Consider the following 15,677-nt stretch of genomic DNA (forward strand, 5'->3'; position numbering starts at 1 on the left):
CCTTATAATAAAGCCCACATTTTAATGTCAGCATTCGGTAAATTTGCCGTTATATAAACGCTAATCACATTTTGATTTGCAAAGCTTTTAAAAATTTCATCTTTTTTGTCTATCTTGTAATAGATATAATCGTTTAACTTTGGTAAAGTACTAGGAACAACAGAAATTTGCTCTACGTTTATACCTCTTAGCTGTGAAGATACTATTCCTTTTATATTTGATTGAGTATGGATCTTGCACTGCTCTTTAAAATTTTTAAGAAGATACTCATTTTTCGTATCACTGTGAATAGCAAAATAAATTTCTGAGTTTTCAATAATGCTTGGATTATCAAAAATACAGTCATAAAAACCGTGATTATTTTTAACAATCTGTGCCATTATATATTTTGGAGATAAGATATGTGAGAATAAAAGTCTTAGATTATTTATCAAAGGCACAAAAGTTTGAGTTAGGTTATTGTGATCGTAGGCGATAAATTCGCTAAAACTATTATCGTGGCTAAGTGCTAACAAATCAGCTTGGAAATCAACTAATTTTTCATACAAATACTCTGGGTGAAATTTATCTTTCTTTAACAAATAAGAGAATATCAAATGCCATTTTTTTAGCATATTTAGTATTAAATACGTCGAAAAATCAAGTCTATTTTTAGCTTGATCAACACCTCCTAGCAACCCAAAATAACTCTCTTGATGTTGCTTTGTAGCAAAGCTAAGCTCCTCTATAAAATTTGTTATGAAGGTGTTTTTACTGATATCAATACAAGTTGGAATAAATTTTTCGTCAAGTGTTATTTGCTTATTTAGGTCTATATTTTTTATTTTACAAATTGGTATGCTAAGCTCGTAAGGCATCTTTGAGCCAAATACTCCAAGAGACGATCTTTGGCTTGCTAGGATTAGATTTTCTTTATCTTGTGTAAAGGCAGAAGATAGTTCAAAATCATCTTTATCGTCTAGCTCGTTTAATATATCATTGCTAGCTTCATCATGCACTCTTGAGCTGATAAGTGCTTGCTTGGCTGTAAATTTTAGGTTTGGTAAATTATTTTGCAAGCTAACATCAACTAAACCTGAGCTAATAGGTAGTTTTAGCACTATAATGGCTGAGTTTAGCTCACTTGGGCTTATCTCAAGCGGTTCTGGCAATTCATCTTGATCTGGCGCGTTAAAAATCGTACCATCTTGAGAGATACAAGAAATTTTAGTTAGCCCTATTTTGCCTTGAAGCAAAAGATCGCTTGAAATTTCTAAATCTAAAACACCGTATAAATTTGAAAAAGAAGAGATAGTTTTTAGGTTTAAATTTCTCTCAAAATATCTTTCTTGCTGCTCGAAATGAACCTTATCAACGTTCATTCCGTTATACCAAACGACTTTTAGCTTTTCAGACATTTTATTTGCTTGCTTGTATTTTAGAGCTACTAGCGTCTAAAACATTTACGCCATTTTTTGTTATTTCAAAAACTATATTTTTTTCTTTTATCTCTTTTGTAGCTTTGTAAGCCTTGATATTTGTCTTGCTCTGATCGGCATAAAGTACCAAAATACCGACATACGGAACCTCGTCAGGATATACATTTGTAAAAGCATATCTATTTGTATTTGGCTGAATTTGTGTTTTTATAGAGTCAATCTTGTCATAACCTAGTATTTCACCATTTTTCTCGGCTAGATCGATAATGCTAGCTTCTTTAAATTTAGCTACATCTCTTAATTTATAAGCTATGATAGTTATAGGAACATTATCGCCATGATAGTTTAAATTTGAATTTGGCATATTGCTTATAATAAGATCTTTTGCGCATCCTGTAAGAAATAGCATAAATACTAAAAAAGATAGAAATTTAAATATTTTTTTCATGAGTTCCTTTACCTGATTTTAATAATATTATTTTTGCATAATTATATCTAAAAAATTTAGATGCTCATTTTAAAATTAATGTTCTTAAACAAAACTTTTATATCTGTTTTCATTCTTTTGTAAAAAATAATGCAAAATTTGGGTTTTAAGACTATAATACGCCTACAATTTTATCAAAAAGGATTGAAAATGAAAAAGCTTATCATTGTTTCAGGAGCTGCCGCATTGCTAGCGGGTAGCCTATTTGCCGCTGACGGCGCAACCCTTTACAATAAATGCAAAGCCTGTCACGGAGCCAAAGCCGAAAAAATGTATCTAAACAAAGTTCCTGCGCTTTCGTCTCTTTCTAAAGAAGAGATCGCTGAGGCTTTAAAAGGTTACAAAGAGGGCAGCCTAGATAAATTTAAGTCTTCTGCGATGATGAAACCTCTAGCAAAAGTCTTAACGACGAGGATATCGCCGCTCTTTCAGAGTACATCCCTACTCTAAAATAACCCTTTTCGGTGGAGTTTTTCCGCCGATTTTTCTCTCTTTGACGCTTCATTTTTGCAACTTTTTTATAATTTTAATTTTAACTTTTTAAGACTATAATCTCGTCTAAATTTCTATCAAAAAGGACGAAAAATGAAAATCTATCGCATCACTACCGCCGTTTTGGCGCTAAATTTATCTCTATTTGCGGCTAGTGGCGAAGCCATTTACAAAAAATGCTCGGCCTGTCACGGCGAAAAAGCGGAGACAAAATACGCAAACAAAGTGCCTGCGCTAATTAGCATCAGCAAAGAAGACCGCATAAAAGCGCTACAAGGCTACAAGGACGGCTCAAACAACGCCTTTGGCATGGGCAAAGGCAACTGCACGCCAAAAACATAAGCGACGAGGATATGGCGGCGGTTAGCGAGTATATAGATAGCCTAAAATAAGTTTGCTGTTTAAGCTCGCAAATTTACCGCAAGCAGACAAAACAAGTAGCGGCAAGCATTTGCGGATAATCGCGAGAGATTGTTTCGGCGCAGGTTTTATTTACTCGCTTAAATCAGGCCTTAAATTTGATTTTATACTTGCATCGAGGCGCGAAAATCGACGGATAAATTTAATACCGCAATTTCAGGCTTAAGGTTAAATTTAGGGCGCGCCTTTAAAGAAATTTAAGATACACGCCGTAGCGCGGGTTTACAAAATCGCACGCCCGTAAGCGGCGGTATAAAAACGCCCGTATTAATGCAAAACCGAGCTAAATTCGAGCTTTTTAGCGGTCGGCTCGGCAAAAGCGGATTTCGCAGCCAAATTCTCCGTCGCGAAATTTTAACTCGCGGTCGCAAAAGACGAGGCTAAATTTGATATTCGCTAGGACTTAGCTCTCCTCGTAAAAGTTTTCCAAAGCGCGCGGCTGCGGCATCTACGGCATCATCGCCAAACTCGCCTGGCTCAAATCCGCTGCTGATAAACGGCGCGGCAAAGTCCATCCCGCAGTAGTTTGCCGCGATCTTAAGCGGCGTTAAAATTTCATCCAAGCTAAAGCCGATTGCGCCCTGCTTAGAGTATTCGCCAAGCGGGGTGCTAACGCTTAGCGCAAGCTGCAAGACCTTGCCCTTAAGTGCGCCAGATCCCACCAGCTCGTGAGAAAAGACGATGTCGATATAGGCTTTTAGCATAGGCGGAACGTTTAGCCAGTACATCGGGTACAAAAATACGATGCGCTCGGCACCCGCTAGCGCGTCTTGCTCTGCGCGGGCGTCTATGCGCGCGATATCTAGGCCGTAAAGCCCCTCCAAATGGCGCACTTCAACGTCCGCGGCGGCCTTTGCTACCTGCGATAAGGCTTTGTTTACGTGCGATGCGGCGAGATTGGGGTGCGATAAGATCACGAGCGTTTTCATGTTGTTTCCTTTGTTAAATTTTGCGGAATCATATCGTTAAAAAGCTAAAAATAGATTAAAGAGGCTTGCGAGAGCGAACTTTTGCAAACAAGAAAGCAAAAAATTAGAGTACCAAGCCATACCCGCTCGGTGATTACAGCGATTAAATTTAACGGCTCCTAGCCGTCTAAACTCCAAACAGGTGGCATACCCGGCCGGTGCGTCAAGCCAGATCTTGATGTGATTGAGTAGCATCGCTAGACTGAGTAAATTTGGCCGATAAGAGGCTAAATTTACTGACGACCGGCTTGCTAGCAAAGGGCAGCCGATTTTTTACGCCGCAAGCTTACGCCTTGCGCGCTTTTGCTATTTTGTACGCTAAATTTACCGTCCAAAACGCCAAAATCCAATGCTCAAATTTTTGCCCGTCATCATGCCGTAGCTAGTCGAAATTTAACGACGAATTTAACCGCAACGGATTAAATTTACGGTCCAAATTCGGCTCCGAAATCCTCGCCGTCAAATTTAAAACGCAAATGCCGTCTACGCTCAAAATCAAATTTCGCGGCAAATTTTACAACCCAAAATAACCGAATTTTAGCAGCAAAAGACGAGTTAAAAGTGCGTAAATTCGCATCACTCCGGCGGTTTATAGCCTTTTTCTTTGCGGCGTAGCTCCAGCTCATAGGCGTCGTTTAGCGCGTCTTCGTCGTCAAATTTCGCCCCGTCCAAAAACTTTCGCTCGTCGTCAAACTGCCTAGTTTTGAGCCCCCACAGCAGCGCCGCCAGCCCGCACGCGCCCAGCAGCGTAGAAACCCCGATCATCATCGCCACGACCGCCCCGCTCATCGCTCGCTCCTAGCCCGCAGTGCGTTTAACACGACCGCGACCGAGCTTAGCGACGTTATGTTCGCCTTTGACAGCGTGCCTGCTGTGATAGCCGTCAGCCGTGAACCGCTCATAATCTACTCGGCTATGATTTTTGCTATTTTAGGACTTAGGACGCTTTATTTCGTACTGGAAGCCCTAAAAGCGCACCTCGTCTATCTTGAAAAAGCCGTCGTCGCATTGCTGTTTTTCATCGCGTTTAAGCTCGGACTAAACGCTACGGCGCATATCTTTCATCACGGCGTCGAGATATCGGCTCAAACCAGCCTTTGGATAATACTTGGAATTTTGGGTTTAGGCATAGGCGCCAGCTTGCTAAAGCCAGAGGGCGAATAATATGCTCCTAACTTGTCAAATTTTACGTCATTTAAGCTGACTAAAATTTGACGCTAAATTTTAAATCTAGTCTACCAAATTTAACGTCGTCTGCTTGTAGAAGTTCATCTGCTTTGAGATTTTCGTTCAAACCTTGCTTCTTTATAGTAGTATTACGGTAGTAAATTTAGCAGCAAATTCGTTCAGACAACTCTCTCATAAATTCATCGCTCGAATTTTTAGCACTAATTCGGTTTTAATTTCGCGATCACATTAAGTTAAATTTTGAAAAGACGACTACTGAAACAAAAAATAAGATCGCCGACCGGCGTCAAAAAACATCGATTGCTCGTTTCGCTATGCATCAAATTTATACCAATTTTTGCACTAAATTTAGCCATAGCCGATTTAAATTCGGATTCAAATTTAAGTATGCCCGATCCATCAAATTTTGTATTTAATTTGGCTCAATTAAACTCAAGTAGATTCTCTCTTACCAATTTTAAAAGATTTTGATATAAATTTTCTTATGTAGCTTTAGTATTATATCTAAAATCGTACTCTTTTAAATACAATAAGAGATTCTATTTCTTGAAGCCTTTAAATTTAGATAATCATGTTTAGCATATTCCCAGAAGTTTTCTATACCATTTATATGATTCTTCTCGTTTACAAATTCATTCTTAGAATGCTTCACTCTATAATGAGCTTTTAGCTCCATAATCTACAAGTCCGTCATAAGCTTTCCAACAACCAGAATAGATAGTAGAGCTATTAAGCTCGCTAAATTTAGGTAGTATGGGATTAGCTCACTAGCAGAGCGGTTTTTAACTATTTGGGCATATACCATACTGTCATGCTTTAACATCCCAAATACCGACTGCTTTCAGGAAGTAAAAGTAGCTTTTGTCAATCTCAAAGCGAAGCTTCTAGACGAGCTTACGAGCTGGAAATTTCACCTGAAAACTTAGATATCTTTTTATACTCTTTAGACATAAAAATTCTGATATTTTTAGTTATTTTGTTGATTGTTTTTCTGGGATATTAGTAAATTCGGCTATCTTACAGCTTCTATATCAGATGATAAATACCATAAAATCTCTCTAAATTTCTTCTATGAAATTCGGGAACGAATTATATACTTATTTTTTATAGCTTTCATCATAACTTAATACTCCTTTTCTTATGTTTGTATTAAATTATAATGAGCCTAATTTATTATATATTGGAGTCTTTTATTCTTAACACTTTAATAAATGATATTATAGTTCTAAGAACATATAATAGAATTGAAACCGATTGTTTTATTAGATTAAAGTAAATTTATTTTTATTTTAAATAATATTTTTTTAAATTTGTAGTTTAAATATTTGCATAAAAACTTTTGCAACACTATAAAAGCCAATTTACTTTTATGATTAATATTTATAAACTTGATTTTTGTAAAAATTTTTACAAAAAGCGTGTTAAAATTACTGCGAGCTTAAAAATTTGCTACATAAAATTTTATTTTGCTACAAACTTTAAGCTATATTTTATGAAAGGTAACTGCAATATAATATTGTAGGAATATCGAAGTTTAGGTATCTATGGTATCACGGGGGAGACTTGAACTCCCGACCTCCGGCTTATGAGATAAATTTTTAAATATCACTCAAAGCCCTGCTGCATCGCCATTACAAACAACTTTTTTCAATAAGCATTAGTCGAGTGTCCCACTTTTGTTCCACTGCAAAAGCATGGTACATCTAAAAAACCGCAATGGAATTTATTACTACCGAAGCGTATTAAAACCAAAAGTAAGAAAAGTTTTTAACTGTTCAAGGGAGCTATGTTTCTCCTTGGGGACTTGTTCCATATTAAAAGCCAGAAAATCTGCTAGAATTTATGATAGATATATTTATCTCATAACAAAGGCAGTGGACATGAAGCTAAATCAAGGAATTATAGATTCATTAGTTGATAGTTTTATGCAAGCAAAGATCGATAAGAGCATAAAAGAGCATTCACTTTATGATAAAAAGATAGATGTTGACTTTGCAGATGCACTAAATCAGCACTTCAAAGAAGCCTTAAAAAATGATAGCTTTCCTAATCTTCTAAAACAAAGCAATGAGGCTTTGATAAATAAAGCTGAAATTTTATCTAACAACTTAGATGAAGCCATAGATCAAGATGATAAAGCCAGTATAGCTCAAACCTTGCTTGAGAAACATATATTATCACTAAACTATCTCATATCAAAGCTTGATAAAAGCACAAACCTCGTTTCTAAAAAGCTTAAATGTTTAAACAAACAAGATGAAAATTATAGCTTTGAATCAAACAATATAGATAGCTTTCAGGACAATATTGAAACCCTTAATGAAACACATGTACTGCCTCTTAATAAAGAAGGCATGAAAAATTTAACTAAAAATTTCTCACACGCCATAATGACAACTGCCAAGCAAAAATATGGACTCAACACTCCTCTTAAGCTAGTAAAAATTAAAGACGATGAGAGAAGTGTAGAGCAGATACTAACTAGTGATAGTCATATCATAGGTAAACGCATAAAAGTAGGTGATAAAAGCTTTAGTGTAGGTATTTTAAATGATGAAATAAGACAAGAATATGAGATAGTACCATGCTCTACCAGCCAAAGAAAGGTGGAGAGCAAAGAGATCATCACACTAAAAATAGCATTTGAAAATTTTATAGCAAATACTAGTATTAGTCAAAAATGGTCAAGTAGCACTATGGATCTGGTAAATATAGTAGGAAACATACTATTTAAATTTTTTAGCCCAAACAAAGATATTGCAGCCATATCACGAGATGATCTGCTTAAATTTAGAAATACTTTATCTCTCATACCAACCAATCTAAATCAAAAAGCCAAATACAAAGACAAAAGCTTGGAGCAAATCATACACATAGGCAAAAACGATCCTAAGCTATCACAAGTAACTATACAAAAGTATATGATAAGGGTTATTCAGTTTTTTAAGTATTGCTATAACAGCGACTACATAAGTAAGAGCATCGTAAATGGTCTAAACGTAAAAGTAGAGATAAATCCGATGGAGCGTAAGGTGCTACCTTATAGCAAAGATGAAGCTAACACTATCTTTAAAATAGTCCAAAATTTTAAAGATGCAAACAAGTCACCAAGCAAGCGGATAAACGCAAATGATCTATATTATATAACTATGATAGCAGCATATAGTGGCATGAGGATAAATGAGATAATTCAATTAAGGACACGTGACATCATTTATCATAATAATGTACTTTGTTTTAGTATAAATAGAGATGATGGCAAGAGTACTAAAAATATAAATTCCATAAGGATCGTGCCGGTTCATAGTAAGCTAATAGAGCTTGGGCTAATGGAGTTTGTAAAACAAAGAGCCAGTACAAACAAAAGCATCTTTAAAGTAAGCAATAAAGACTTTTCTGAAATTTTTAGATCTCAAATACAACGAAAGCTAATAAGTAACGATAAGCAAAAGACTTTTTACTCGTTTAGGCACTATTTTATAGATACGCTTGTCCAACAAGAAGTAGAGCCAAATATCATAGCTCAAATAGTAGGACATGAGAAACAGTATAAAATTTTACTTGGAACCTATGCTACAAATATAAATGCTAGTGTGTTAAAAGCAAAAGTTGAAATGGTAAGTTACTAATATATCTCATAATACATTTTATTAAGTAACTTTACTTCACTATACTTATTTGACATGGTTTTACATAGGCATACTTGTTTTACTTCACTTAACTATACTTCACGTGACTTCACTATACGTAAATTACGTATACCTATTTTACATAGTTTTACTTTAGTATACGTGTTTTACCTTACTGTACTTCACTATACATGTTTTACGTAGTTTTACCTTATGTAACATTACGTAAAATTATGCTACCATACACTTTAATTATCTAGATTCACCCCTATTAAGCATCAACATTTTTATATGTTGATAAACTTACTTAGCAAGCTCGGGCTGAGCTTGCTGTAAGGTCTTAGCCAGACGGGCAAAATTTTTATTTGGAAAGATACAGCTTAAACAAAACTTTATCCATTCAAGATAACCTTTGTTGATAAAAGGTCTAAGTTTTATTTAAGATAAATATTATTTTAGGACGCTCAAAATTTCACTCATAAAATTTCTTACTTTTAAAACAATAATCCCTATCCATAAAATGCTAAAATAGCAAGCAAAATATAAATGGCTAAATTTACAAATGCTAGAAAGTGACCTTTGGGAGTCGGCGGATCTTTTGCGCTCAGGCTCAAACCTCATATCTCATCAATACTGCATGCCGGTGCTTGGTCTTATCTTTTTGCGATACGCTCTGGGGCGAGCTACCTGAGTGCTATGATGATATGAGTATCTCGGCGTGCAGAGAGAAAATTTACGAGTATGTCTATATGAGATATAGGAGTGTTGCGTAGAATATATCGCAAGTTTGTAAGCAAGCCCGTGTAAATTTATTAAGTAAAATTTATACGGCTAGCTTACTTTGGTGGCTTAAATTTATAGATTACGCATTGTAAAATTAAAGGATGCTAGCTACCCCATCTCCATCCCAACATCATCTTTTGTAATTTTACCCCTTAGCTCTGGTATCTCATTTACTATCATCTCTTCTAGCTCTGGGTTGATATTTGCTATTTCTAGTAAAAGACCTATATGTTTGTTATTGGAGTCTTTTAGCTTAGAATTTTCATTTTGCAAACTTTCGGTTTTACGTGCTAGAGATTGATTTTCTCTATCTTTGTTCTTTATCAATGCATTTTGTTCATCTATCTTTGTTTGTTGATTGGTATATGTTTCTAGTTTGTGTCTAAGAATTGTTATCTCATTATCTTGCTCAGCTTGGGTCTCTTTTAAATCATCTAGCTCTTTTTCTAGCTGTTCTTTTTCTTTTAAGACTTCTATGCTTTTCTTTTTATCTTCCTCTATGATCTTGTTTTGTTCTGTTACTTGCCCATCAAGAAGTTCTACCTTTTCTTTTAGCTGCTCATCAGATGTGATGGTTATGCTTTCTTGCATTTGTTCAAAAACAGAATTTCTAAGACCTACTATTAAAGCTCTTTTTTCATTTGGCTCTAACCTAAAGTACTCGTCGCCCAACAAAGGCTCTTTCTTTTGCATATACTTATTTGCTTCCGCTTCTATAAGCTTTTGAATTTTCTCTTTTAACTCTTGCTCACTCTTATATTCACTTGCTATTTGATGCATTTGGCTTAAGCTCTTATGTCTATTTTTACTTGGCTTACCACGAAGTATCTGACCTTCAAATGCCTCTGCTCCCATATCTTGTAGCTCTTTACCAAATTTTGCTGTTTGTGCCCTACCGCTAAATCTCAAATTTGCGTGCTTCTCAAAGTTGTAGTTTGTAAAGATAATGTGATAGTGTTTGGTCTTCTCATCATTATGTTCAGCTATAAGCAGACACTTTACACCATACTTTGCGCAGTATGCATTTATAAATCTCATTACTCTATCCATGTGTATGTTTTCATTTATAAATTTTGACTCTTCTTTGTTTAATCCTTCTTTTGGCTCTTTCTTCCTATCTGTACCAAATGTAATGATAATCTCACAAAAGCTACTCATATCTTTACGCCAAGACTTTTTTATAGGAGTTTCTTTGCCATTTCGCTTTTGTGAGTATAACTGCTTGGTATAGTCCTCTTTAAAGCTTTCTTGGTAACCTTTAAGTAAATTCTTTACAAAAGATATATTATGTAGTTCATCATCTTTGCTATTAGCATCTCTCATATTGCCATTACCATTAAACTCGCTTAGGAGCTTATAACGATTAATAGAGACTGGATTTTTGTTGAGATACTTTATATGCTTGGTTTGATTTTTCTCACGACATGCATGTGCAAATCTACCTATAGCTCTACCATATGTTAAAAAATCTGACCTTACGTTTATAACTAGGTTGTGGTTGTTTATTGTATATGCATTAGCCATGGCAAATCACCTCACTACATAAACTTTCTCTCGTGCTAGCGGTGCTAGTTACTATAAATGAAATTTTTTTCATTTTCTTCCTTTTTAAAAAAGTATTTATAGTAATTACACCAATTTTGGAAAAAATTTCGGCTAGGAATGCAAATTTTGTAAAAAAGTTTATTTTTTAAGAAAGAAAAATTAAAAATATTAAAATGATGGAGGTTAAAAATGTGTATTTAAGGGAGTTTGAGATAAAAAGATTATCCGCCCCAGATGAGACGGATGAGAGATTATTTTTTAGTAGGAGGATACATCTTCCAGCTGCTATCTACCTTCCAGTCTATCGGGTGGCAAGACATACAAGTATTTAGCTTTTGCGGATGATGCACGGCGTGGCATGACTGACGCTGAAGCATCTCGTTGGCTTTATTGTGAGTGCCTTCGTGTGGATTAGATAGGCCATAGTGCGCGGTCTTTTTCTTATGTCGGCTATCTTATGACAGCTAGTGCACTGCTCGTTTTTAAAGCCCCTTTGTTTCGCCGGCATCTCAAAGTCGCCGGTCACATACATCCTGACCTCGTTTAGCTGCTCGCCTATGGTTGGAGTGTGGCAGTCGTGGCATGTTACGTTTGCATCTTTATGCTTTTTAGCTAGTAAATTTCCCTTTGTATAAGAGTCATACTCTGGCTGCATGTTGTGACACAAGATACAAAATTCAGCCTTGTGGCTAGCAGCTTCTATCTGATGAAAAGCTATAAAGCCAACGATAGCTGCTACTATTAGTCCTATTATCGTATATTTTTTCCCTTGCTCATGCTTGTGCTCCTTTTGCGTTTGCCGCAGCTTGATAACCAGCTAAACGTCCGTAGCATAGACATGTTCCGTGGCTAGTGCCGGCTAAAACTACTGGATAATCACCCAAAAAGCGTCCGCCCATAACATTACCACAGGCATAAAGTCCAGAAATTTCGTTATAGTCGGTGTCTAGCACGTTTGCAGTGCTTGGCTCAACGGTAAAGTCACCCATAACAACTAAGCTAGCACCCACACCCATCTTGCCAGCGTAAAACCTATACTTATTGGTATTTCAACCGCATCTTTTACAGTTTTTTTGAATTGTTTATCAAACAAGGAAATGTTTTTGGCAAAAGCGGTGCGGTTTTCAAGAAATATTTTGCTTTATAAAAAGATTCTATGAAATTACTTTGGATTCATATCTAAAAATCTAGTTTATCTTGGTTTGGATTGGAAAATGGTGTTAATGCAATTTTGATATTTGATTTAACTAGTCTTAATGTTTTGCTTAAATATAAATTCAAAATAAGTATCTCAGTAATATTATGTGGTATGGTTTAGGCTAAATTTAACAAATTTTGGTCGCCACTGTGCACTTTTACCTTTAAAATTCTATAATTACAAAATGAAATTCAAGAGAAATTATTTTTATATTTTATTGGTTGCCGTTGCTGTGGGATATTTTTATCTAGTTTTTACAAACTATGATGAGAACAAACAACAAACATACAACTCTGCCGTTTCAGCCAGATAAAAACAGTGCAAAAATACAAAGCAATAATAAACGAGCGCATCGAACAACAAAAGCGACTGCTTGAGGAGACTGCTAAATTTATAGAGACAAAAGACTACATAAAAGACTATGCTACGATAAAGGGCGTGCTTAGCATTGTTGCTAGAACGGGTAGCTTTTTAGCAGTCTATGCCGGTTATCCGGATAGCTACAGATTTGTCGCAAGCAACGATATAGAGCCACAATATAATTTCTCAGACCGCCCTTGGTTTGTCGCAGCAAAAGGCAGTATGGCAACAAGTTTTACCGAGCCTTATATCGACCGCCAGCTTGGCATCTATGTCATCTCTGTCTCCACTCCACTTTTAAAAGATAACAAATTTATAGGTGTTTTGACGGCCGATCTCGACTTTGAAATTTTTCAAAAAGAGCTTGCCGCACTCTTTCCGCTTGCAAATGGCTCAGCGTTTTTAATGGTGGATGGCAAAAACATTCTTGATCAAACAGAGCAAATTTTAGACTTTTCAGGCGCTCAAACCAAAGAGGTATTGCAAAAAATTTCAGTTAAAAAACAAGGAAACGAGCAAATTTTTATCAAAAATAAGTCCTATATTTTTGTATATGATACGCTCGCAAATAGCAAATGGATGTTAGTTAGTGTGCTTGATGAGGGTATGATTTACAGGCAAATCGACAAAAAAGCATTAAAAGATCTTGGTATTTTTTGGCATTGGCATTTTTTGGTATTTGCGCCTTTGCTGCTCTTTATGTGGCGCAGCGAAAATTTTATAAAAACAAGCATCTTTTAAATCTTTTTGCCAAAAACCCAATAGGTGGGCTTGTCATCGCAGATAAAGCTGGCAATATCGCCTTTATCAACAAAGAATTCGAGAAAATCTTTGGCTTAAAATTTAAGGCAAATATTGGAAAAAATTTAAAAGATCTCTCTGATATTTTTTGCACAAATCAAACTACACAGAGTATATTTGCGCAAGTTGCCGGTAGTCCCAACAAGAGTTTCAGTCTGACCTCAAAAAAAGGTAAGTTGTTTTACAAAACCGAGTTTTTGCCGCTGCTCGATAAACAAGGCTTGTTTGAGGGCGTTTTTATCATGTCGCATGATATTACGCATGAGGTAAACTTGGAGCAAAACAAGCAAAAACAGGAACAAATTTTACTGCAAAATTCCAAAATGGCAGCACTTGGCGAGATGATAAGCGTGATCTCGCATCAATACAAGCAGCCCCTGAATACGCTTTTGCTTCTTGCAAGCGATACTCATGAGCTATTAAGCGGCAAGAATGGCGATAAAATGGCACTAAAAAACATTGAAAATATACGTATGAACGTTGAGCTTATGAATGAGACTATCGATGTTTTTAGGGATTTTTACAAAGAGGATTTTTGCGAGAAAGAATTTGACTTAATCGACGTGCTTGATGATGTTTTATACATTTGCCGACCACAGCTTCAAGTAAAAAATATCGAGTTACGCTTTACATACGACGATGGACCTCATGAGATCAAAGGCTATGCAAACTACATAAAACATGTGCTTATGAACCTTATCACAAACGCGAAAGACGAGCTGGCCAAAAAGGCAAAAAGTACCGACAACTTCATCCCTTATGTAGAAATAAATCTGCGTCAAGATGAGAAAAAATTTATTGTCACTATTGAAGATAATGCAAATGGCGTAGATAGCGAGCTTTTAGATAAAATTTTTGAACCTTTTTTTACAACAAAAGGCGATGATGGCACCGGCATGGGGCTTTATCTTTGCAAGCTAATTTTTGAGAAAAAACTACGTGGCGACATAAGACTTGCAAATGCCAAAAACCCGACAAAATTTGAAATAGAGCTATTAAAATGAACGAAATTTTTAAAGAGTTAGCGTACCTAAATGTACTTTTGGTTGAGGATGACACGCAGCTGCAAGGAGTTCTGGCTGGACTTCTTAAACCATATGTAGGGCAAATTTACAAGGCGCAAAACGGGCAAGACGGTCTTGAGAGCTTTAGCAAAAACGACATTGATATTATCATCACTGATATAAATATGACCCATATGAGCGGAACAACGATGGCAAAACGAGTTAGAGAGCTTGATGAGCGTGTGCCGATTATTTTTATTACGGCCTATGATACCGATGAAAATTTACAAAACTCGCTAAGCATACAAAATTCAAATCTGCTTAAAAAACCATTTGATAAACAGCAGCTTTTAATCATGATATTAATGGCTACAAAAAACGGCGTAAAGACTAGTAAACGTTTAAATCTAGGTCGTGGATTTAGCTATGATATGCAAGATAGATTGCTTTATAGCGAGAGTGGAAATATTGCTTTGACTAGAACCGAGCAGCGACTTTTGCATATCCTGGTGACAAATAAAGAGCGAGTTGTATCGTTTACGATGATAGAAAATTTCACATGGAGTGGTAAAGTAGCATCTTTTGAAACGATGCGAAATTACATAAACAAGCTGCGCAATAAAACCTATGCACAGCTTATCAAAAACGTTCAAGGACTTGGCTACAAGCTCTCGCTTAATGATGAAGCTTGATAGTAAATTTAAGTCTAAAAGCAATTCTGTGATTTGATTTAAAAATTGCTGAAAAATTTCGACCTAAGCCTGGAGATATAGTCCATCAAAGGCCGAAATTTTCTAGTTTATAGAAATAAAGCACAAATAAAGTTATTCTATCGGAGCTTTACTTTGTAAAAATCTAGTCAAAGTTTGCGTTTCCGTCTCATCAAGTCCAGCGTTGCCGATCATAGTTTTTATAACACTTGGCCAAACATTTACGTTAAACTCATCGTATCCGTGTAGTGCATGGCACGCCCCACATCGCTCTTTAAACAACTCTTCGCCAGGCTTATAAACCTCGTCTAAATTTGGCTTTAAGGCCTTTTTTTCGACCGCTCCCTTCACACTAACTTTGATCCATTCATTGTCATAGTCGTCTTTTTGGACGCCATTTTTCTTGAAATTTTTATCGTTTTTAACACTTATGTCACTCTCTAGGACACCTAGTCTAGCATAAGCCGTATTGCCCTCGCCAGGCACAAAGCCGTTATACTCGACTTCGGCGAAATTGCCGCTATCTTTTAATACCTTGACTTTTGCGCCCACGAAAAGCTGACCGATCTCTTTGCCGCCAACCTTATCTAAAATTTTAGCTGGCGTACCGACATAGGCATCGTTAGCAAAAAGCGCAGCACTAAGCCCTAAAAACATAACTATTTTTTTCACTT

The 15,677-nt window shown here is 36.1% G+C and carries 13 protein-coding genes and 2 pseudogenes; 7 read left to right on the plus strand and 8 right to left on the minus strand.

All coding sequences use genetic code 11. The features are described from left to right. Positions 1 to 2: 2 nt before the first annotated feature. Positions 3 to 1,397, minus strand: a complete 1,395-nt coding sequence (locus A3835_00080) for a type VI secretion protein (GenBank protein ID ORI10764.1) — start codon at positions 1,395 to 1,397, stop codon at positions 3 to 5. Position 1,398: 1 nt separating this feature from the next. Next, on the minus strand, positions 1,399 to 1,866 hold the full coding sequence (locus A3835_00085) for a type VI secretion lipoprotein (protein ID ORI10765.1): 468 nt from the start codon (positions 1,864 to 1,866) through the stop codon (positions 1,399 to 1,401). A gap of 189 nt (positions 1,867 to 2,055) precedes the next feature. On the opposite strand from A3835_00085, the pseudogene A3835_00090 reads away from it, so the two are divergent. Together A3835_00090 and A3835_00095 are read left to right on the plus strand one after the other, a co-directional pair. Continuing rightward, positions 2,056 to 2,360, plus strand: a pseudogene (locus A3835_00090) (cytochrome C). A 130-nt stretch (positions 2,361 to 2,490) separates the two neighbouring features. Further along, positions 2,491 to 2,789, plus strand: a pseudogene (locus A3835_00095) (cytochrome C). A 408-nt stretch (positions 2,790 to 3,197) separates the two neighbouring features. Here A3835_00095 and A3835_00100 read toward each other — a convergent pair. Then, positions 3,198 to 3,746: a potassium transporter KefF gene (locus A3835_00100; GenBank protein ORI10766.1), complete on the minus strand. Its 549-nt coding sequence runs from the start codon at positions 3,744 to 3,746 to the stop codon at positions 3,198 to 3,200. A 615-nt stretch (positions 3,747 to 4,361) separates the two neighbouring features. Next, a complete protein-coding gene (locus A3835_00105; GenBank protein ID ORI10767.1) occupies positions 4,362 to 4,574 on the minus strand; it encodes a cytochrome C oxidase subunit II in 213 nt (70 codons plus the stop codon). Between the two features lie 57 nt (positions 4,575 to 4,631). On the opposite strand from A3835_00105, the gene A3835_00110 reads away from it, so the two are divergent. Together A3835_00110 and A3835_00115 are read left to right on the plus strand one after the other, a co-directional pair. Continuing rightward, a complete protein-coding gene (locus A3835_00110; GenBank protein ORI10768.1) occupies positions 4,632 to 4,949 on the plus strand; it encodes a hypothetical protein in 318 nt (105 codons plus the stop codon). Positions 4,950 to 6,853: 1,904 nt separating this feature from the next. Next, entirely contained in the window at positions 6,854 to 8,602 is a 1,749-nt protein-coding gene (locus tag A3835_00115) for a hypothetical protein (GenBank protein ID ORI10769.1), read from the plus strand. Positions 8,603 to 9,493: 891 nt separating this feature from the next. On the opposite strand, the gene A3835_00120 is transcribed toward A3835_00115, so the two are convergent. From A3835_00120 to A3835_00130, 3 genes are all read right to left on the minus strand, one after another. Continuing rightward, a complete protein-coding gene (locus A3835_00120) occupies positions 9,494 to 10,909 on the minus strand; it encodes a hypothetical protein (protein ORI10770.1) in 1,416 nt (471 codons plus the stop codon). 349 nt (positions 10,910 to 11,258) lie between these two features. Next, positions 11,259 to 11,585 carry a hypothetical protein gene (locus tag A3835_00125; GenBank protein ORI10771.1) on the minus strand — a complete coding sequence of 109 codons (327 nt, stop codon included), beginning with the start codon at positions 11,583 to 11,585 and terminating at the stop codon, positions 11,259 to 11,261. A gap of 118 nt (positions 11,586 to 11,703) precedes the next feature. Then, positions 11,704 to 11,946 carry a hypothetical protein gene (locus tag A3835_00130; protein ID ORI10772.1) on the minus strand — a complete coding sequence of 81 codons (243 nt, stop codon included), beginning with the start codon at positions 11,944 to 11,946 and terminating at the stop codon, positions 11,704 to 11,706. Between the two features lie 500 nt (positions 11,947 to 12,446). Here A3835_00130 and A3835_00135 point away from each other — a divergent pair, with 500 nt between their 5' ends. From A3835_00135 to A3835_00145, 3 genes are read left to right on the plus strand one after another with little or no spacing between them, the layout of a single operon-like run. Next, on the plus strand, positions 12,447 to 13,229 hold the full coding sequence (locus A3835_00135; protein ID ORI10773.1) for a hypothetical protein: 783 nt from the start codon (positions 12,447 to 12,449) through the stop codon (positions 13,227 to 13,229). Beyond that, the gene (locus A3835_00140; protein ORI10774.1) at positions 13,151 to 14,293 is read left to right on the plus strand and encodes a hypothetical protein; all 1,143 of its coding nucleotides are present in this window, start codon (positions 13,151 to 13,153) and stop codon (positions 14,291 to 14,293) included. Before A3835_00135 ends, A3835_00140 begins: the two co-directional genes overlap by 79 nt. Then, on the plus strand, positions 14,290 to 14,985 hold the full coding sequence (locus tag A3835_00145) for a hypothetical protein (GenBank protein ORI10775.1): 696 nt from the start codon (positions 14,290 to 14,292) through the stop codon (positions 14,983 to 14,985). The genes A3835_00140 and A3835_00145 overlap by 4 nt, the downstream gene beginning before the upstream one ends. Before the next feature lie 132 nt (positions 14,986 to 15,117). Here the strand turns inward: A3835_00145 and A3835_00150 are convergent, their stop codons facing one another. Next, positions 15,118 to 15,675 carry a hypothetical protein gene (locus A3835_00150; GenBank protein ID ORI10776.1) on the minus strand — a complete coding sequence of 186 codons (558 nt, stop codon included), beginning with the start codon at positions 15,673 to 15,675 and terminating at the stop codon, positions 15,118 to 15,120. Positions 15,676 to 15,677: the final 2 nt, after the last annotated feature.

This window comes from Campylobacter concisus (genome assembly GCA_002092835.1).
Classification (GTDB): Bacteria; Campylobacterota; Campylobacteria; order Campylobacterales; family Campylobacteraceae; genus Campylobacter_A; species Campylobacter_A concisus_K.

Bases quoted from the DNA above. Each gene is read 5' to 3' on its own strand.
- A3835_00110 (ORI10768.1), top strand. From the start codon at position 4,632: ATGTTCGCCTTTGACAGCGTGCCTGCTGTGATAGCCGTCAGCCGTGAA.
- A3835_00145 (ORI10775.1), top strand. From the start codon at position 14,290: ATGAACGAAATTTTTAAAGAGTTAGCGTACCTAAATGTACTTTTGGTT.
- A3835_00120 (ORI10770.1), bottom strand. From the start codon at position 10,909: ATGGCTAATGCATATACAATAAACAACCACAACCTAGTTATAAACGTA.
- A3835_00100 (ORI10766.1), bottom strand. From the start codon at position 3,746: ATGAAAACGCTCGTGATCTTATCGCACCCCAATCTCGCCGCATCGCAC.
- A3835_00105 (ORI10767.1), bottom strand. From the start codon at position 4,574: ATGAGCGGGGCGGTCGTGGCGATGATGATCGGGGTTTCTACGCTGCTG.
- A3835_00125 (ORI10771.1), bottom strand. From the start codon at position 11,585: ATGCAGCCAGAGTATGACTCTTATACAAAGGGAAATTTACTAGCTAAA.
- A3835_00115 (ORI10769.1), top strand. From the start codon at position 6,854: ATGAAGCTAAATCAAGGAATTATAGATTCATTAGTTGATAGTTTTATG.
- A3835_00080 (ORI10764.1), bottom strand. From the start codon at position 1,397: ATGTCTGAAAAGCTAAAAGTCGTTTGGTATAACGGAATGAACGTTGAT.
- A3835_00130 (ORI10772.1), bottom strand. From the start codon at position 11,946: ATGGGTGTGGGTGCTAGCTTAGTTGTTATGGGTGACTTTACCGTTGAG.
- A3835_00085 (ORI10765.1), bottom strand. From the start codon at position 1,866: ATGAAAAAAATATTTAAATTTCTATCTTTTTTAGTATTTATGCTATTT.